The organism is Billgrantia aerodenitrificans, assembly GCF_021404405.1.
Classification (GTDB): domain Bacteria; phylum Pseudomonadota; class Gammaproteobacteria; order Pseudomonadales; family Halomonadaceae; genus Halomonas; species Halomonas aerodenitrificans.
Genome location: NZ_JABFTV010000003.1, coordinates 209,446 through 224,511 on the forward strand (window position 1 = coordinate 209,446; position 15,066 = coordinate 224,511).

16 protein-coding genes are annotated in these 15,066 nt (G+C 66.9%); 10 read left to right on the plus strand and 6 right to left on the minus strand.

What is annotated here, in order from left to right; translation table 11 throughout:
- Positions 1-237: 237 nt before the first annotated feature.
- The 8 genes from HOP59_RS07130 (at position 238) to HOP59_RS07165 (ending at position 8,945) form a co-directional block, all read left to right on the plus strand.
- The gene (locus HOP59_RS07130) at positions 238-1,206 is read left to right on the plus strand and encodes an MBL fold metallo-hydrolase (RefSeq protein WP_010626138.1); all 969 of its coding nucleotides are present in this window, start codon (positions 238-240) and stop codon (positions 1,204-1,206) included.
- A gap of 78 nt (positions 1,207-1,284) precedes the next feature.
- Positions 1,285-3,006: an FAD-dependent oxidoreductase gene (locus tag HOP59_RS07135; RefSeq protein WP_234253339.1), complete on the plus strand. Its 1,722-nt coding sequence runs from the start codon at positions 1,285-1,287 to the stop codon at positions 3,004-3,006.
- Entirely contained in the window at positions 2,993-3,211 is a 219-nt protein-coding gene (locus HOP59_RS07140) for a DUF2783 domain-containing protein (protein WP_234253340.1), read from the plus strand. The genes HOP59_RS07135 and HOP59_RS07140 overlap by 14 nt, the downstream gene beginning before the upstream one ends.
- 45 nt (positions 3,212-3,256) lie before the next feature.
- Positions 3,257-4,567 carry a homogentisate 1,2-dioxygenase gene (gene hmgA / locus HOP59_RS07145; RefSeq protein ID WP_234253341.1) on the plus strand — a complete coding sequence of 437 codons (1,311 nt, stop codon included), beginning with the start codon at positions 3,257-3,259 and terminating at the stop codon, positions 4,565-4,567.
- A 72-nt stretch (positions 4,568-4,639) separates the two neighbouring features.
- A complete protein-coding gene (locus tag HOP59_RS07150) occupies positions 4,640-5,659 on the plus strand; it encodes a fumarylacetoacetate hydrolase family protein (protein ID WP_234253342.1) in 1,020 nt (339 codons plus the stop codon).
- Between the two features lie 48 nt (positions 5,660-5,707).
- Positions 5,708-6,352, plus strand: coding sequence for a maleylacetoacetate isomerase (gene maiA, locus HOP59_RS07155; protein ID WP_234253343.1), 645 nt, complete (start codon positions 5,708-5,710; stop codon positions 6,350-6,352).
- A 155-nt stretch (positions 6,353-6,507) separates the two neighbouring features.
- Positions 6,508-7,731, plus strand: coding sequence for a multidrug effflux MFS transporter (locus HOP59_RS07160; RefSeq protein WP_234253344.1), 1,224 nt, complete (start codon positions 6,508-6,510; stop codon positions 7,729-7,731).
- Entirely contained in the window at positions 7,728-8,945 is a 1,218-nt protein-coding gene (locus HOP59_RS07165; protein WP_234253345.1) for an MFS transporter, read from the plus strand. Before HOP59_RS07160 ends, HOP59_RS07165 begins: the two co-directional genes overlap by 4 nt.
- An 8-nt stretch (positions 8,946-8,953) precedes the next feature.
- On the opposite strand, the gene HOP59_RS07170 is transcribed toward HOP59_RS07165, so the two are convergent.
- Positions 8,954-9,334, minus strand: coding sequence for a SpoIIAA family protein (locus HOP59_RS07170; protein WP_234253346.1), 381 nt, complete (start codon positions 9,332-9,334; stop codon positions 8,954-8,956).
- Between the two features lie 79 nt (positions 9,335-9,413).
- Entirely contained in the window at positions 9,414-9,578 is a 165-nt protein-coding gene (locus HOP59_RS07175; RefSeq protein WP_010626129.1) for a DUF1127 domain-containing protein, read from the minus strand.
- A 165-nt stretch (positions 9,579-9,743) separates the two neighbouring features.
- Between HOP59_RS07175 and HOP59_RS07180 the strand changes: the two genes are divergently transcribed.
- On the plus strand, positions 9,744-11,174 hold the full coding sequence (locus HOP59_RS07180; protein WP_234253347.1) for an aminotransferase-like domain-containing protein: 1,431 nt from the start codon (positions 9,744-9,746) through the stop codon (positions 11,172-11,174).
- 65 nt (positions 11,175-11,239) lie between these two features.
- Here the strand turns inward: HOP59_RS07180 and HOP59_RS07185 are convergent, their stop codons facing one another.
- Complete coding sequence (locus tag HOP59_RS07185) at positions 11,240-12,103, minus strand: alpha/beta hydrolase family protein (RefSeq protein ID WP_234253491.1); 864 nt, start codon at positions 12,101-12,103, stop codon at positions 11,240-11,242.
- A 95-nt stretch (positions 12,104-12,198) separates the two neighbouring features.
- On the opposite strand from HOP59_RS07185, the gene HOP59_RS07190 reads away from it, so the two are divergent.
- Positions 12,199-12,552: a MerR family transcriptional regulator gene (locus HOP59_RS07190; protein ID WP_234253348.1), complete on the plus strand. Its 354-nt coding sequence runs from the start codon at positions 12,199-12,201 to the stop codon at positions 12,550-12,552.
- A 26-nt stretch (positions 12,553-12,578) separates the two neighbouring features.
- On the opposite strand, the gene HOP59_RS07195 is transcribed toward HOP59_RS07190, so the two are convergent.
- The 3 genes from HOP59_RS07195 to HOP59_RS07205 form a co-directional block, all read right to left on the minus strand.
- On the minus strand, positions 12,579-13,025 hold the full coding sequence (locus HOP59_RS07195) for a hypothetical protein (RefSeq protein WP_141638487.1): 447 nt from the start codon (positions 13,023-13,025) through the stop codon (positions 12,579-12,581).
- 115 nt (positions 13,026-13,140) lie between these two features.
- Positions 13,141-13,347 (minus strand): DUF2783 domain-containing protein, encoded by a 207-nt coding sequence (locus tag HOP59_RS07200; protein WP_234253349.1) that lies wholly within the window; start codon positions 13,345-13,347, stop codon positions 13,141-13,143.
- A 1-nt stretch (position 13,348) separates the two neighbouring features.
- Entirely contained in the window at positions 13,349-15,028 is a 1,680-nt protein-coding gene (locus tag HOP59_RS07205) for an FAD-dependent monooxygenase (RefSeq protein WP_234253350.1), read from the minus strand.
- Between the last annotated feature and the right edge of the window lie 38 nt (positions 15,029-15,066).

Below are 15,066 nucleotides of genomic sequence, written 5' to 3' on the forward strand. Positions count from 1 at the left end.
CTAGTTAATTTCCTGTGCAACTAATTTTACAGAGTTTCGTTATTAGACTTAGGTCGAAAAAGTTATTAACCATATGATATAAAGCAAATTATGTTCATTCTATCATCGCTTGATTTGCGTATTGGTCCGTGATTTGCTGGACATATAGTTTCAAACACAACTATGCTGGCAGCATTCCGGCACCGCTGGTGGGCGGAACACGGCCCACGTGACGACCCTGACGACCCTGGAGGAACCATGAGCAAGAAGTTCGCTTCCCACGCCGATACCGAAGAGAAGCAGGTCAGCTTCACCCAACTGGCCGAGGGCCTGTACGCCTATACCGCCGAGGGCGACCCCAACACCGGCGTGGTGATCGGCGACGACAGCGTGATGGTGATCGACACCCAGGCCACGCCGATCATGGCCCAGGACGTGATTCGCCGTATCCGCGAGGTCACCGACCTGCCGATCAAGCATGTGGTGATGAGCCACTACCACGCCGTGCGCGTGCTCGGCGCCTCGGCCTACGGTGCCGAGAACATCTACGCCAGCCAGCACACCTACGACCTGATCGTCGAGCGCGGCCAGCAGGACTACGAATCCGAAGTCGGCCGCTTCCCGCGCCTGTTCAAGGGTGTGGACTCGGTGCCCGGCCTGACCTGGCCCAACATCGTGTTCCAGCAGGAGCTGACGGTGTTCATGGGCAAGCGCGAGGTGCGCATCATCCACCTCGGTCGCGGCCACACCAAGGGCGACACCATCGTCTGGCTGCCCGAGGAGAAGGTGATGTTCTCCGGCGATCTGGTCGAATACGGCGCCACCCCCTACACCGGCGACGCCTACCACGAGGACTGGCCCGCCACCCTCGACCGCCTGCAGGCGATGGCCCCGCAGAAGCTGGTACCAGGCCGCGGCGAGGCGCTCACCACCCCCGAGCAGTGCCAGGAGGCAATCCAGGGCACCCGCGACTTCCTCGCCGACATGTACGAGAGCGTCAAGGCGGGCAAGGCGGCCGGCAAGTCGCTCTCCGAGTGCTACGCCGAGACCTACGCCAAGCTCAAGCCCAAGTATGGCCACTGGGTGATCTTCGACCACTGCCTGCCCTTCGACATCACCCGCTGCTACGACGAGGCCGGTGGCGAATACCCCGACCCGCGTATCTGGACCGCCGAGCGCGACACCGAGATGTGGCACTCGCTGCAGGAAGTCGTCGCAAACCAGTAACGACAACGATACCCGGGGACGTCCCGGACCAGGCCTGCCGCCGGTACGCCACCCGGCGGTAAGCACGAGGGGAGCACGATGCCAACCACCTACAACAATCCCGTCTACCCGTACCGCCGCGCGCCGGAGCTCGACCGTGGCGACGTGCGCCACTGCCCGGTAGTGATCGTCGGCGCCGGCCCCACCGGTCTGGCCATGGCCATCGACCTGGCCCAGCAGGGCATCGCCAGCGTGGTGCTCGATGACAACAACACCGTCAGCGTCGGCTCGCGGGCGATCTGCTTCGCCAAGCGCACGCTGGAGATCCTCGACCGCCTGGGCTGCGCCCAGCCGATGGTCGACAAGGGCGTGACCTGGCAGCGCGGCCGGGTGTTCTTCCAAGAGCGCGAGGTTTACGACTTCGACCTGCTGCCGGAAGAGGGCCACCGCATGCCCGCCTTCATCAACCTGCAGCAGTACTACTTCGAGGAGTACCTGGTCGACCGCGCCAACGAACTCAGCGAGCTGATCGACCTGCGCTGGCTGCACAAGGTCACCGAGGTGGACAGCCAGGCCGAGCGCAGCGAGGTCGTGGTCAGCACCGAGGACGGAGACTACCGCCTCGCCTGCGACTACCTGCTGGTGGCCGACGGCGCCAACAGCAAGATTCGCGACATGCTGGGCCTGGAGAGCAAGGGCCAGGTGTTCCAGGATCGTTTTCTGATCGCCGACGTGATCATGAAGGCCGACTTCCCCACCGAGCGCTGGTTCTGGTTCGACCCGCCCTTCCACCCCAACCAGTCGGTGCTGCTGCATCGTCAGCCGGACAACGTCTGGCGCATCGACTTCCAACTGGGCTGGGACGCCGACCCGGAAGAGGAGAAGAAGGAGGAGAACATCCGCCCACGGGTGCAGGCGATGCTCGGCGCGGACGTGGAGTTCGAGCTGGAGTGGGCCAGTGTCTACACCTTCCGCTGCCGCAAGATGGACAGCTACATCCACCGGCGGGTGTTCTTCATGGGCGACGCTGCCCATCAGGTCTCGCCTTTCGGCGCCCGCGGCGCCAACGGCGCGCTGCAGAGCACCGAGAACCTGGCCTGGAAGCTGGCCCGGGTGCTCAAGGGCCAGGCCCCCGCGGCACTGCTCGCCACCTACGACGACGAGCGCCAGCACGGCGCCGCCGAGAACATCCTCAACTCGACGCGGGCCACCGACTTCATCACGCCCAAGAGCCGGGTGAGCCGCCTGTTCCGCGACAGCGTGCTGGAGCTGGCCGAGCACTACCCCTTCGCCCGCCGCCTGGTCAACAGCGGCCGCCTCTCCATGCCGTGCCGCTACGACGGATCACCGCTCAACGGCCATGAGGCCGAGGGTCTGCCGCTCGAGCTGCGCCCCGGCAGCCCGGCCAAGGATGCGCCGATCGGCCTGGCCGGCCGCCGTGCCTGGCTGCTCAACCAGCTCGGCGAACGCTTCGTGCTGTTGCTCGACGGTCGCGTCGACAGCGCCCGGGCCGAGGCCCTGTGTAGCGAACTCGCGCCACTGCTCGAGCACCGCGCCGACCTGGATCTTCTGATCGTCGGCCCGGCGCCGCATGCCCTGACCGAGCTGCCGCGCAGCCGCCAGGTCGAGGACGTGGAGAACCTGATCGGCGAGCGCTACGGCCTTAGCGCCGGCATCGGCTACCTGCTGCGTCCCGACCAGCACGTCACCGCCCGCTGGAACGACGTCACGGCGGCCGCGGTCGGCGAGGCGATGGACCGCGCCCTGGGCGCCTATCTCGCTCCTTCCACCGTTCAGGGAGGCACCCATGCCACGGCTTGAGCTCAACCCCAACTTCACCGACCCGGACGCCTTCTACTCCGCACTCACCGAGCTGCACCGCGAGCGCAGCGAGGCCGAGAGCGAGCGCATCAATGCCCGGCTGATCCTGCTGTTGGCCAACCACATCGGCGACCAGCAGGTGCTCGAGGAGGCGCTGGCCATCGCCGGCCAGGCCACACACGACGCAGCCAAGCGAACGGCTTGAGTAACACAAAAGATTCGACAGGACGTTGAAAAGAGGACCCCCGACATGACGACCCAGACGCTCGAGTACCAGAGCGGTTTCCGCAACCATTTCGCCAGCGAGGCGCTGCCCGGCGCCCTGCCGAGCGGGCAGAACTCGCCGCAGAAGTGCGCCTACGGCCTCTACGCCGAACAGCTCACCGGCTCGGCCTTCACCGCACCGCGCCACGCCAACCTGCGCAGTTGGCTCTACCGCATCCGCCCCTCGGTAGTGCAGAGCGCCTATACGCCTCTGGAGAACCGCCGGGTGGCCACCTCGCCGCTGGCCAAACCCGCCGCCGACCCCAACCAGATGCGCTGGGACCCGCTACCGATTCCCGCCGAGCCCACCGACTTCATCGACGGCCTGCTGACGATTGCCGTCAACGGCGACGCCGGCACCCAGGCCGGCTGCGGCGTGCACGTCTACGCCTTCAACCGCGACATGACCGAGCGCTTCTTCTACGACGCCGACGGCGAGCTGTTGATCGTGCCGCAGCAGGGCACCCTGCGCCTGCGCACCGAGCTCGGTGAGCTCGAGGTCAAGGGCGGCGAGATCGCGGTGATTCCCCGCGGCATGAAGTTCCAGGTGCGCCTGGCGCCTGGCTCCGATGCCGCCCGCGGCTACGTCTGCGAGAACTACGGCAGTCCGCTGGAGCTGCCCGGCCTCGGCCCCATCGGTGCCAACGGCCTGGCCAACCCGCGCGACTTCGAGAGTCCCGTAGCAGCATACGAAGATATCGAGGGCGACTTCGAGCTGGTGGCGAAGTTCTCCGGCCGCTTCTGGGTGACCAGGCTCGGCCACTCGCCGCTGGACGTGGTGGCCTGGCACGGCAACTACGCCCCCTACAAGTACGACCTGGCCAACTTCAACACCATCAACACGGTGAGCTTCGATCACCCCGACCCCTCGATCTTCACCGTGCTGACCTCGCCCTCCGACACCCCGGGCATGGCCAACATCGACTTCGTGATCTTCCCGCCGCGCTGGATGGTGGCCGAGCAGACCTTCCGCCCGCCCTACTTCCATCGCAACCTGATGAGCGAGTTCATGGGCCTGATCCACGGCGAATACGACGCCAAGGCCGAGGGCTTCCTGCCCGGCGGCGCCAGCCTGCACAACTGCATGTCGCCCCATGGCCCCGACGCCGAGACCTTCGAGAAGGCCTCGAACGCCGAGCTGACACCGCAGCGCCTGGATGCGACCCTGGCCTTCATGTTCGAGAGCCGCTACGTCTACCATCCGACCGAAGCGGCACTCGACGCGGACATCCGCCAGCGCGACTACGTCGACGTGTGGTCGACGCTGCGCTCGCACTTCGATCCCAAGCAGCCTTGAAGGCCTGAGAGACGAAACGCTGAACCGGACGGGGCCGACGAGCCCCGCCCCTGACGAAAGGATTGAGCCAAGATGAAACTCGCCACTTTAAAAAACGGCCGCGACGGCGAACTGCTGGTGGTCTCCCGCGACCTCACCCGCGCCGTTTCCGCCACCGACATCGCCGCCACTCTGCAGCAGGCCATCGAGAACTGGGACGCGGTGAGCCCGAAGTTGGAAGCACGCTACGCCGAGCTCAACGACGGCAGCGCCGAGGGAGCCTTCAGCCTGGACCAGAGCAAGCTGCACTCGCCGCTGCCGCGCAGCTACCACTGGGCCGACGGCTCCGCCTACCTCAACCACGTCAAGCTGGTACGCCAGGCGCGCAACGCCGAGATGCCGGAAACGTTCTGGACCGATCCGCTGATGTACCAGGGCGGCGGCGACAAGTTCCTCGCCCCCACCGAGGACATCGAGGCGGTCAGCGAGGAGCACGGCATCGACTTCGAGGGCGAGATCGCGGTGATCACCGACGACGTGCCCATGGGCGTCACCCCGGAGCAGGCCGCCGGCCACATCAAGCTGATCATGCTGGTCAACGACGTCAGCCTGCGCGGGCTGATCCCCGGCGAGCTGGCCAAGGGCTTCGGCTTCTTCCAGGCCAAGCCCGCCTCGAGCTTCTCGCCGATCTGCGTCACCCCCGACGAGCTGGGCGACGCCTGGCGGGATGGCCGCGTTCACCTGCCGCTGACGGTGCACCTCAACGGCGAGAAATTCGGCGAGCCGGAGGCCGGCCCGGACATGATCTTCGGCTTCCCGCAGCTGGTCGCCCATGCGGCCAAGACCCGCTACCTGGGCGCCGGCGCCATCATCGGCTCGGGCACCGTCTCCAACCCCGATCCTGACGGCGGCCCCGGCAAGCCGGTCGCCGACGGCGGCGTGGGCTATAGTTGCCTGGCCGAGGTGCGCATGGTGGAGCAGATCCTGCACGGCGCGGCCAAGACGCCCTTCATGCGCTTCGGCGATCGGGTGCGCATCGAGATGTTCGACCGTGACGGCAACAGCATCTTCGGCACCATCGACCAGCAGGTGGTGGCCTACCGGCCCAAATAATCCAGCCAGAGCAAGCCAGCCAGAGTGACGCGACACAAGGAGCCACGCATGACCAAGCTGTACGGCTATTTCCGTTCGTCGGCGGCGTATCGGGTGCGCATTGCGCTCAACCTCAAGGGGCTGGACTACGCCCAGGTGCCGGTCAATCTGGTCAAGGGCGAGCAGCGGGACGAGGCCAACCTCGCCCGCAATCCCCAGGGGCTGGTGCCGATCCTCGAGACCGACGAGGGAGTCCAGCTTAGCCAGTCGCTGGCGATCTGCGAGTACCTGGAGGAGCGCCATCCCGAGCCGGCGCTGCTGCCGGCAGACCCCGAGGGCCGCGCCCGGGTGCGCTCGCTGGCCCAACTGGTGGCCTGCGAAATCCACCCACTCAATAATCTGAAGGTGCTCAAGTACCTGGTACACGAGCTGAAGCTGGACGAAGCGGCCAAGCTGGCCTGGTACCGCCACTGGATCGCCGAGGGCTTCACCGCGCTGGAAGCGAGGCTTGCGGGCGAACCCGCCACCGGCGAGTTCTGCCACGGCGACAGCCCGACCCTGGCGGATCTCTGTCTGGTGCCGCAGGTGTTCAACGCCGAACGCTTCGAATGCGACCTCTCGGCGTATCCGACGATTCGCCGCATCGCCGAGCGCTGCCGCGCGCTGGACGCCTTCGCCAAGGCCGCTCCGGGGGCACAGCCAGATGCAGGTTGAGCAACGCCGCGCTAATTAGGCTATATTAAGCAAGCTAACGACTGGCGGGCGCCGCCCCTCCCTGTTCCAGCCTGGAGCGGGAGAAGCGGCGCCCGTCGGTCGTTGTCTTGCGCCCCCGAGCGCCCTTCGAGACGCCCTTCGAGAATGAGGTCAATGTGCTGAGGCTGAAGTCCCCTGCCACGGTGATCACCCTGGCGGCCCTGACCGCGCTGGGCCCGCTGGCCACCGACATGTATCTGCCGGCCATGCCGGCCATGGCCGCGGCGCTCGACACCGGGCCCGATCAGGTGCAGCTGACCCTGAGCCTGTACATGGCCGGCTTCGCCGCCGCCCAGCTGTTCTGCGGCCCCTTCTCCGACCGCTTCGGGCGCAAGCCGGTGATGATCTTCGGCTTCAGTCTGTTCCTGGTGGCGAGCCTGTTGTGCGCCTTCGCCCCCAGCATCGAATGGCTGCTGGCCGGGCGCTTCCTGCAGGCGCTGGGGGGCGCCACCGGGCCGGTGTTGGGTCGTGCCGCGGTGCGCGACATCTACGGCCCCCTCGAGGCCGGACGCATTCTCTCCTACATGGCCAGCACCATGTCGCTGGCCCCGGCGGTGGCACCCATCGTCGGCGCCGGTCTGCTGCTGCTGTGGGGCTGGGAGTCGGTGTTCGTGCTGCTGGCACTCTACGCCGCCGCCATGCTGCCGCTGCTGATCCTGGCGCTGCCTGAGCCGCTGCCGCCGGAGCGACGTCAGTCGATCCACCCCAAGGTCATCGTGGCCAATTTCCGCATGCTGCTCGGCCAGCGCACCTTCATGGGCTATACCCTAACCAACGCGGCGGCCTTCTCGGGGCTGTTCGCCTATCTCTCGGGCTCGTCGTTCGTGCTGATCGATTTCCTCGGCGTCTCGCCGTTCCAGTACGGGCTGTTCTTCACCCTGATCGTGGCCGGCTTCTTCGTCGGCACCCTGCTCAGCGGCCGCTACAGCCACCGGCTGGGCCGCGAGCGGCTGGTCGGTCTGGCCAGCCTGATCTGTGCGCTGGGCGGCAGCTTCATGCTGTTCCTGGCGCTCTTCGGGGTGTATGCCGCCTGGGCGGTGGTCGGCCCGCACGTGCTGTTCATGGTCGGCATGGGCATCTTGATGCCGCAATCGATGACCGGCGCCCTGGCGCCCAACCCCCACTGCGCCGGCTCGGCCTCGTCGCTGTTCGGCTTCCTGCAGATGAGCATCGCCGCCGCGATCGGCAGTGCCGTGGCCCAGCTGCACGACGGTACCTCACGCACCATGGCCATCGTGGTGGCGCTGGGCGGCCTGATGGCCGTGGCCAGTTTCCTGGGGCTGGTGCGGCCCGCCGAGCGGGCCATGAGGGTGGAGCAGGCCGAAGGGGGCAAGCCATGAGTGCTGCCTCGCCCCCCAGCCGTCTCGTCATCCTGCTGCTGGCCCTGGCGGGCTTTGCCAGCATGGCTTCGATGCGGGTCACCGATGCCATGCTGCCGGCGCTGTCCCAGGCCTTCTCCCGACCGGTGGCCGACGTGGCGCAGAACATCACCCTGTTCGCCATTGCCTACGGCATCATGCAGCTCGCCTACGGCCCGCTGGGCGACCGCCACGGCACTCTGCGGGTGATCGGCCTGGCCACCCTGGCCTGCGCCGTGGGTGCGCTGGGCTCGGCGCTCTCCGAGTCGCTCTCGATGCTGCTGCTGTTCCGCACCCTGAACGGCGCCACCGCCGCCGCCATCATCCCGCTCTCCATGGCCTGGGTGGGCGACAACGTGCCCTACGAACAGCGCCAGGTGACCCTGGCGCACATGCTCTCCGGCGCGGTGCTGGGGTTGATCTCGGGGCAAGTGGCGGGCGGCTTCCTGGCCGATACGCTGGGCTGGCAAGCGGCCTTCGTGCTGCTCACGCTGCTGTTCCTCGGCGCCGGGGGGCTGCTGCTCACGACCCTACACCGCCAGCCGCAGCTGTCGCCGCCCAAGGCCGACCAGGGTCGCATCGCCTTCTTCTCGCGCATCCGCGAGGTGCTGCTGATTTCCCGCGCCCGGCGCATCCTGGCGCTGGTGTTTCTGGAAGGAATCGCCGCCTTCGGCGCACTGGCCTTCGTTGCCAGCCACCTCTATACCCGGCTGGAGGTTTCGCTGACCCAGGCCGGGCTGATGGTAGCGCTGTTCGGCGTGGGCGGACTGATCTTCGCCGCCCTGGCGCGACCGCTCGTCACCCGCCTGGGCGAGCCGGGTCTGGCGGCGGGCGGCGGCGTGCTGATGGGACTCGGCTTCGTCGGGCTGGCGCTGGCGCCGCTGCCGGCCCTGGCCACCGCCAGCGCCAGCGCCTTCGCCGCCGGACTGGGTTTCTACATGATGCACAGCACGCTGCAGATCAACGCCACCCAGATGGCGCCTGCCATGCGCGGCACCGCCATGGCGGTGTTCGCCGGCTGCCTGTTCCTCGGCCAGTCGGTAGGCGTCAGCCTCGGCGGGCTGATACTGCGCCTGGCCGATAGCCTGTGGCTGCTGGCCGGCGCCGGCGTGTGGCTGCTGGCGCTGGGGCTCACCTTCGCCTGGCTGCTGCGCCAGTGGCACGGCGAGCGGGCTGCCGCTGCCGTGACCTCATAGCCCGCCGCTCATCGAGTCGCTGCGAAACCGGCCACCCAGCGCATGGCCTCTTCCAGCTCGCCGTGATGGAACACGCGCATCTCGGTGCGCGGAAACAGCCTGTCAGCCAGCTTGGTGGTGGTCTCGATCCAGCGCTTGTCGGCGATCACCGCGGCGCGCTTGAAGCGGTGGTACTCCCCCAGCTTGCTCAGGGCATAGGAGAGATCGCGCAGCAGCGCGCCGGGGGTCATGTGGTCGAAGTCGGTCATGTCGGCCAGCACACCGATCTGCTCGTGCTCCTCGAGCTTCGACTCGATGGCGGGAATGAGAATGTCGTAGTCCTTGCTGTGCAGCGTGCCGGATATGCGGAACGCGGCGACATACTCCGGGGCGGGCAGTGTCTCGATCATGGCGGGCTCCTCCTTGGCTGCCTGAACCTCTTGTCCTTTAGGTAGCGTCCCTCGGCTGCGGTTCCCACCGGCGCACCAGTCAGCGCCAGAACGGCTTGCGCACCTCGCGCTCGACCGTGGCCCGGTCGAGGCCGATATCGGCCAGCAGGTGATCGTCGAGGTGGCGCAGGTCGTAGCGAGTCCGGTGACGCTGCTGCCGGCTCCTGAGCCAGCGGGAGAGATGAAGAAAGCGTTGGGTAAGCATGGCGGCATCTCCTGTCGGTGGTTCTGACAGGCTATGGCCGGGAGGAAAATCAATACAGATTCATCATGGAAATAGTTTTGCAGTACAGATAGAGCTATTCTGTCTCTGTACCGCCCATTCCATCGCCCTCTGTATCGAAAGGGAGAAAGGCTCGGTGAATCTGTCATGAAACGTTACGATCAGGTAGCGCAGACCCTGACCCAGCGCATCGAGCAGGGCCAGTACCGCGTCGGCGATCGGCTGCCCTCCGTGCGTACGCTGTGCGCCGAGCTGGGGGTCAGCGTCTCCACCGTGCAGGAAGCCTACCGTCGCCTGGAGGAGGCCGGCCTGGCGGAAGCGCGCCCGCGCTCGGGCTACTATGTGCTGCCCCGGCCGACGCCGAGCCTGCTGCCCAAGGTGTCGCGCCCCGCCCAGCGTCCGCTCGACGTTTCCCAGTGGGACCAGGTGCTGGAGCTGGTGGCCCGCTCTCCCGATGAGGACCGCCTGCTGATGCTGGGGCGCGGCATCCCCGATCTCGCTGCCGCCAGCCTGCGTCCTTTGCAGCGTCAGCTGGGGACGCTGCACCGCCACGTGGCGGCCCACGGGCTCAACTACGACAGCCTGCAGGGCAGCCTCGCACTGCGCCGTCAGGTCGTGCGGCTGGCTGCCAAGTCGGGCTGCCTGCTGCACCCCGACGACGTGCTGATCACCACCGGCTGCCAGGAAGCGCTCTCGCTGGCCCTGCGCACCCTGACCGAACCCGGCGACGTGGTAGCGGTGGACTCGCCGAGTTTCTACGGCACCATGCAGATCCTCAAGGCGCAGAAGCTCAAGGCGCTGGAGATCCCCACCGACCCGCGGACGGGCATCAGCCTGGAGGCGCTGGAACTGGCACTCGAGCAGTGGCCGATCAAGGCCATCCAAATCACGCCCACCTGCAACAATCCGCTCGGCTATACCATGCCCGAGGCGCGCAAGCACGCCCTGGTCGCCCTGGCCCAGCGCTTCGACGTGGCCATCGTCGAGGACGACATCTACGGCGATCTCTCCTTCGAGGCGCCCCGGCCACGCACGCTCAAGAGCTTCGACGACGACGGCCGGGTCCTGCTGTGCAGCGCCTTCTCCAAGACGCTGGTGCCGGGGCTGCGGGTCGGCTGGATGGCGCCGGGACGCTATCGCGACCAGGCCCTGCACATGAAGTACGTCTCCACCGGTGCCTCGGCCACGCTGCCGCAGCTCGCCGTGGCCGAGTTCGTCCAGCACGGCCATTACGAGCGCCACCTGCGCGAGATGCTGCGCCAGTACCGCCGCCACCGCGACATCATGATCGACTGGGTCACGCGCTACTTCCCGGCGGGTACCGGGGTCAGCTTTCCCCAGGGCGGTTTCCTGCTGTGGCTGGAGCTGCCGGGCGATATCGACTGCGTGCGTCTCAAGGAGCAGCTGGCGAGCGAGGGCCTGCACATCACCCCGGGCTCGCTGTTCTCCGCCTCGGGGAAGTTTCGTCACTGCCTGCGGCTAAATTACGCTGCGGCAATGACACCAACCGTCGAGGCCGGCATCAAGCGTGTCGGTGAAGCGGTGGCGGCGCTGCTGGAGCAGGAGCAGCCGGCCTGACCGGGGCTTCGTACGAAAAGAGGTTAGAGGGTGAAACTGCCACTCGTTCTAGCCATCGCCGTCAGCTACGGCTCGCTGCCTTGCAGTACCGGCAGCAGATAACGCTGCCATAGGGACTGCTCATGCTCCGGGCGGAAGAAGCCGAAGTGGCCGATACGGGTCAGGCCCGCTTCCCGTGGCTGGATACGCAGCAGAGTGCGGGGCGCATTGACGTAGAAGCCGTGCAACGACTCGGTGTTGCGCGCTGACATGAAGTCGTCGTCGCTGAAGGAGAGCGATACCACCGGCGTACGCACGGCGGCGAAGCGTTCACGCACACCGGGCTCCGCCCCTACCGCATACTCCGGATGCAGGCACCAGCGCCGCCACTGCTCGACCACACCACGGGGCAAGTCGCCGACCATGTTGAGCCGCTTGCCGGGAAAATAGCCCAGCAGCGGGGTGAGCAGCGGCACGGCACCGAACCAGAACAGCCACACGCGCCGCTTCAGCGCCGGCGCGTTCTCACGCCAGTAGCCGCTGCCGCAGGCCACGGTGACGATGCGCTCGAGCCGCTCGTGCCCCGCCACCAGCGGCGGTATCTGTCCGCCCAGGCTGTGGCCGATCCAGTAGCGCGGCAGCCCCGGCGCCTGATGCTCCAGCGCCGTGAGCACCGCCGACGCATCGAGCTGCGCCCAGTCCATGATGGTGGCCGGAAAACCGCTCAGCCGCGCCGGTCGCGACGCCCCCATGCCACGGTAGTCGAAGGTGGCCACGGCCATGCCTTGCCCCGCCAGCCACTGCGCCAGCGGGGCATAGAAGCGCTGAGGCACGCCCATGGCAGGGGCGATCAGTACCGCCGCCGTGGGTTTTGCCGGTGTGACGAAGCGAGCAGCGATGGCCACGCCATCGCTGGCTTCTACCTGCCGTTCCTCGAGCTGGGGTTCCATCACGTTGCCTCCTCACCATGTCGGGACTGCCGCCGTGCGGGCTTCTCGAACCATGGTAAGGTGTGGAGCCAACTCCACAGTCAAGGAGTTTCCTCATGCTGACCGGCGAGCTGGAAAAAGCCAGCGGGCTTGGCCGTGACACCATCCGTTTCTATGAAAGGCGTGGCCTGATCACGCCCCCGTCGAGACGCGACAACGGCTATCGCGACTACACCGAGCTGACCCTGGCGGAGCTACGCTTCGTGAGGCGGGCCCGCGAACTGGAATTCAGCCTGGACGAGATCCGCGAAGCGATGCCGCGCTTTCGCCCCGAGCCCCCCTTCTGCGACGAGCTGGAAGCCCGCCTGAGAAAGAAGCGCGAGGCGTTTCAGACCCAGATACGCGAGGCCGAAGCCAAGATCGGCATGATCGACGATCTGCTTGTGCGGCTGGCTGCCGCTGCTGTCTGAGCCATTCGGAAGCGCTCTCGAGTCGCTCAATCGGCTGGCGGCCGCGTGACCCAGCCAGCGAGCGTTTCGGCATTGGGGCAGAAGCTCGTGCACTCTTCCAATGAGGCGTCATGACGCTGCGCCAGCCAGCAGGTCGCGACTTTCGGGCAGGCGCTGCACACTGTGCGCAGGGCATGAATGGCCGGATCGCGGCCGCAGGCAACGGGGTCGAGGCCGAAGCGTCGCATCATTACGGGCAGCAGAGTTTCCGCAGGGGCGAACTCCGTTAGTTCCCGATCGGCCAGGCAACGAGCGATGGCCTGCTCCAGCGAGGGGCTCATGGGGTGCGCCAGATCATGGATCAGCGCGCTCAGCGCCTTCGGCTTGCAGCAGCGCAGCTCGAGCAGGGCACGCTCGCCTTCGAGATAGTGGTGCAACTGCTGCTCGTCGCCTGGTGGTGGACGGCTCTCTTGGGGAGGTCGAGGTTTACTCATCGAGGCGCTCCTCTATGACAATTCTTACCCTAGCGCCTCTGCCGAATCTCGCTTTGACCCTGCTCAATTTATGATCAATGAAGTGAACCCTTGCTCACTCCCGGGTCGTCGAGCATCAGCCGTCGGAGACCTCAGCCACGCCCCACCGCGCCTCCTCGACGGCAGCCATCACCCGCTCGACGTCGCCGACGCGGTGGGCCAGCGCCAGGGCCAGTTGGGCCAGGAACAGTCGCTCCTGATGCTCGGGGAGTGAGTCCAGGGTCTCGGCCAGGCATTCGTAGGCCCGCTCCAGGTCGGCAAAAGGCAGTGTGGTATCGGTCATCTCATTTTCCACCCAGGGCGGTCATGATGGCGGGCTCGAAGTCAGCAGGGTCGAGCCGCTTCCAGCGCGCCGCCACGTGGCGGTCGGGGCGCACCAGGTAGGCGCTGCCGGTCTCGGCGCCGTAGGCGGCGAACAGGCTGCCATCGACGTCCTTCAGCGCGCTTTCGGCTGGCGCCTCACGAGCAATGGCCAACAGGTCGATACGCTTATCCTGCGCCTGCAGCACAGCCAGCCGCTCTGCCAGCGCGGCATCGACCTGGCCATCCCGGCTGAAGTACAACAGGGTGAAGCCACTGCCCAGGTGGTCGAGCAGGTAATCGCCCTCGCCCAGGCGATGGTTGCACAGCGGTGCGCCTGGGATCGGCCCGGCAATGAAGCCGGCATCGTCGGGCATGGTCAGCGGGCTTCCGGCGTAGGTATAGGGCGTGACCTGGCGCGGATTGGCGAAGCCGCTGGCGTAGTCGTTGGTGAGCGCCAGCGTCAGGGCTGCGTCGCGCATCAGCCGGTAGCCCCGGCTCGGCGGCGTCATGAAGCGGGTGCTCTTGCCGGCGTTGGTGAAGACGTCCAGCGTGGCACCGCGGCGCTCCGGGCTGTAGCTGTCGAGCAGCCGATCCGGTGCCAGCCCCTTGAGCACCCAGGCCAGCTTCCAGCCGGCGTTGGCGGCGTCGGCCAGGCCGTTGTTGAGACCGCGCACGCCGAAGATCGGTACCAAGTGGGCGCTGTCGCCGATGAACAGCACCCTGCCGTGTCGATAATCATCCAGCGCAAGGGTGTAGGCCTTGTAGAGGCTCCACCATTCGAGCTCCCAGTCGTCACCCTCGCCCAGCACCTCGCGCACGATCAGACCTACCCGCTCGCGGATGCTGGCCTCCGCCACCGCTTGGTCCGGGTCCTCGTCGGGGCCGAGCTGGTAATCGATACGCCAAATGTCGTCTGGCTGTTTGTGCACCAAGATGGTGGTATCGGGCAGGGCGGGGGAATGGAAGAAGGCGCGCCGCTCGGTGGGAAAGCCGGAGCGTAGGTGGATGTCGGCGATCACGTAGCGGCCCTCGTAGGCCTCGCCGTGCAGCGCCAGGCCGAACGCCTTGCGCACCACGCTACGCGCACCGTCGGCGGCCAGCAGGTAATCGCACTCGAGGCGATAATCGCCCTCCGGGGTGGACACCTCGAGGGTCACGCCGCTCTCGTCCTGACTCACGTCGGTCACCGCGCTCTGCCAGCGCAGCTCGACAAGCTCGCTCTCGCCGGCCTTGTCGATCAGGAACTGCTCGATGTACTGCTGCTGCAGGTTGATCATCGGCAGGAAGCGCTCCTGCTCGGAGTGGGGCATCTCGAAGCGGAAGATCTCGCGGTCGCGAAAGTAGGTACGGCCCCGGGTCCAGCCCAGGCCCTTCGCCACGAAGGGGGTGTCGACGCCGAGCTGCTGCAGGATCTCCAGGCTGTGACGGGAGATGCAGATCGCCCGCGAGCCGTCGTTGACAGTGGCCTTGTCGTCGAGCACCACGCTCTCGATGCCGTGGCGCGCCAACTCCAGCGCCGCGGTGACGCCCACCGGACCGGCACCGACGATGGCCACCCGATGGCGCACCGCCCGGCCATCCAGCTCGGCGGGACGAACGAAGGGAAAGTGGGGATAATCGAAATAGAGCGAGTCGGTCTCGGCGCGTCCGGCGGGTCGCATGGGCGGCTCCTGTTGGCGTTGTGGCTAATGACAGCCTA

Bases quoted from the DNA above. Each gene is read 5' to 3' on its own strand.
- HOP59_RS07130 (WP_010626138.1), top strand. From the start codon at position 238: ATGAGCAAGAAGTTCGCTTCCCACGCCGATACCGAAGAGAAGCAGGTC.
- HOP59_RS07135 (WP_234253339.1), top strand. From the start codon at position 1,285: ATGCCAACCACCTACAACAATCCCGTCTACCCGTACCGCCGCGCGCCG.
- HOP59_RS07140 (WP_234253340.1), top strand. From the start codon at position 2,993: ATGCCACGGCTTGAGCTCAACCCCAACTTCACCGACCCGGACGCCTTC.
- hmgA (WP_234253341.1), top strand. From the start codon at position 3,257: ATGACGACCCAGACGCTCGAGTACCAGAGCGGTTTCCGCAACCATTTC.
- HOP59_RS07150 (WP_234253342.1), top strand. From the start codon at position 4,640: ATGAAACTCGCCACTTTAAAAAACGGCCGCGACGGCGAACTGCTGGTG.
- maiA (WP_234253343.1), top strand. From the start codon at position 5,708: ATGACCAAGCTGTACGGCTATTTCCGTTCGTCGGCGGCGTATCGGGTG.
- HOP59_RS07165 (WP_234253345.1), top strand. From the start codon at position 7,728: ATGAGTGCTGCCTCGCCCCCCAGCCGTCTCGTCATCCTGCTGCTGGCC.
- HOP59_RS07170 (WP_234253346.1), bottom strand. From the start codon at position 9,334: ATGATCGAGACACTGCCCGCCCCGGAGTATGTCGCCGCGTTCCGCATA.
- HOP59_RS07175 (WP_010626129.1), bottom strand. From the start codon at position 9,578: ATGCTTACCCAACGCTTTCTTCATCTCTCCCGCTGGCTCAGGAGCCGG.
- HOP59_RS07180 (WP_234253347.1), top strand. From the start codon at position 9,744: ATGAAACGTTACGATCAGGTAGCGCAGACCCTGACCCAGCGCATCGAG.
- HOP59_RS07185 (WP_234253491.1), bottom strand. From the start codon at position 12,103: ATGGAACCCCAGCTCGAGGAACGGCAGGTAGAAGCCAGCGATGGCGTG.
- HOP59_RS07190 (WP_234253348.1), top strand. From the start codon at position 12,199: ATGCTGACCGGCGAGCTGGAAAAAGCCAGCGGGCTTGGCCGTGACACC.
- HOP59_RS07195 (WP_141638487.1), bottom strand. From the start codon at position 13,025: ATGAGTAAACCTCGACCTCCCCAAGAGAGCCGTCCACCACCAGGCGAC.
- HOP59_RS07200 (WP_234253349.1), bottom strand. From the start codon at position 13,347: ATGACCGATACCACACTGCCTTTTGCCGACCTGGAGCGGGCCTACGAA.
- HOP59_RS07205 (WP_234253350.1), bottom strand. From the start codon at position 15,028: ATGCGACCCGCCGGACGCGCCGAGACCGACTCGCTCTATTTCGATTAT.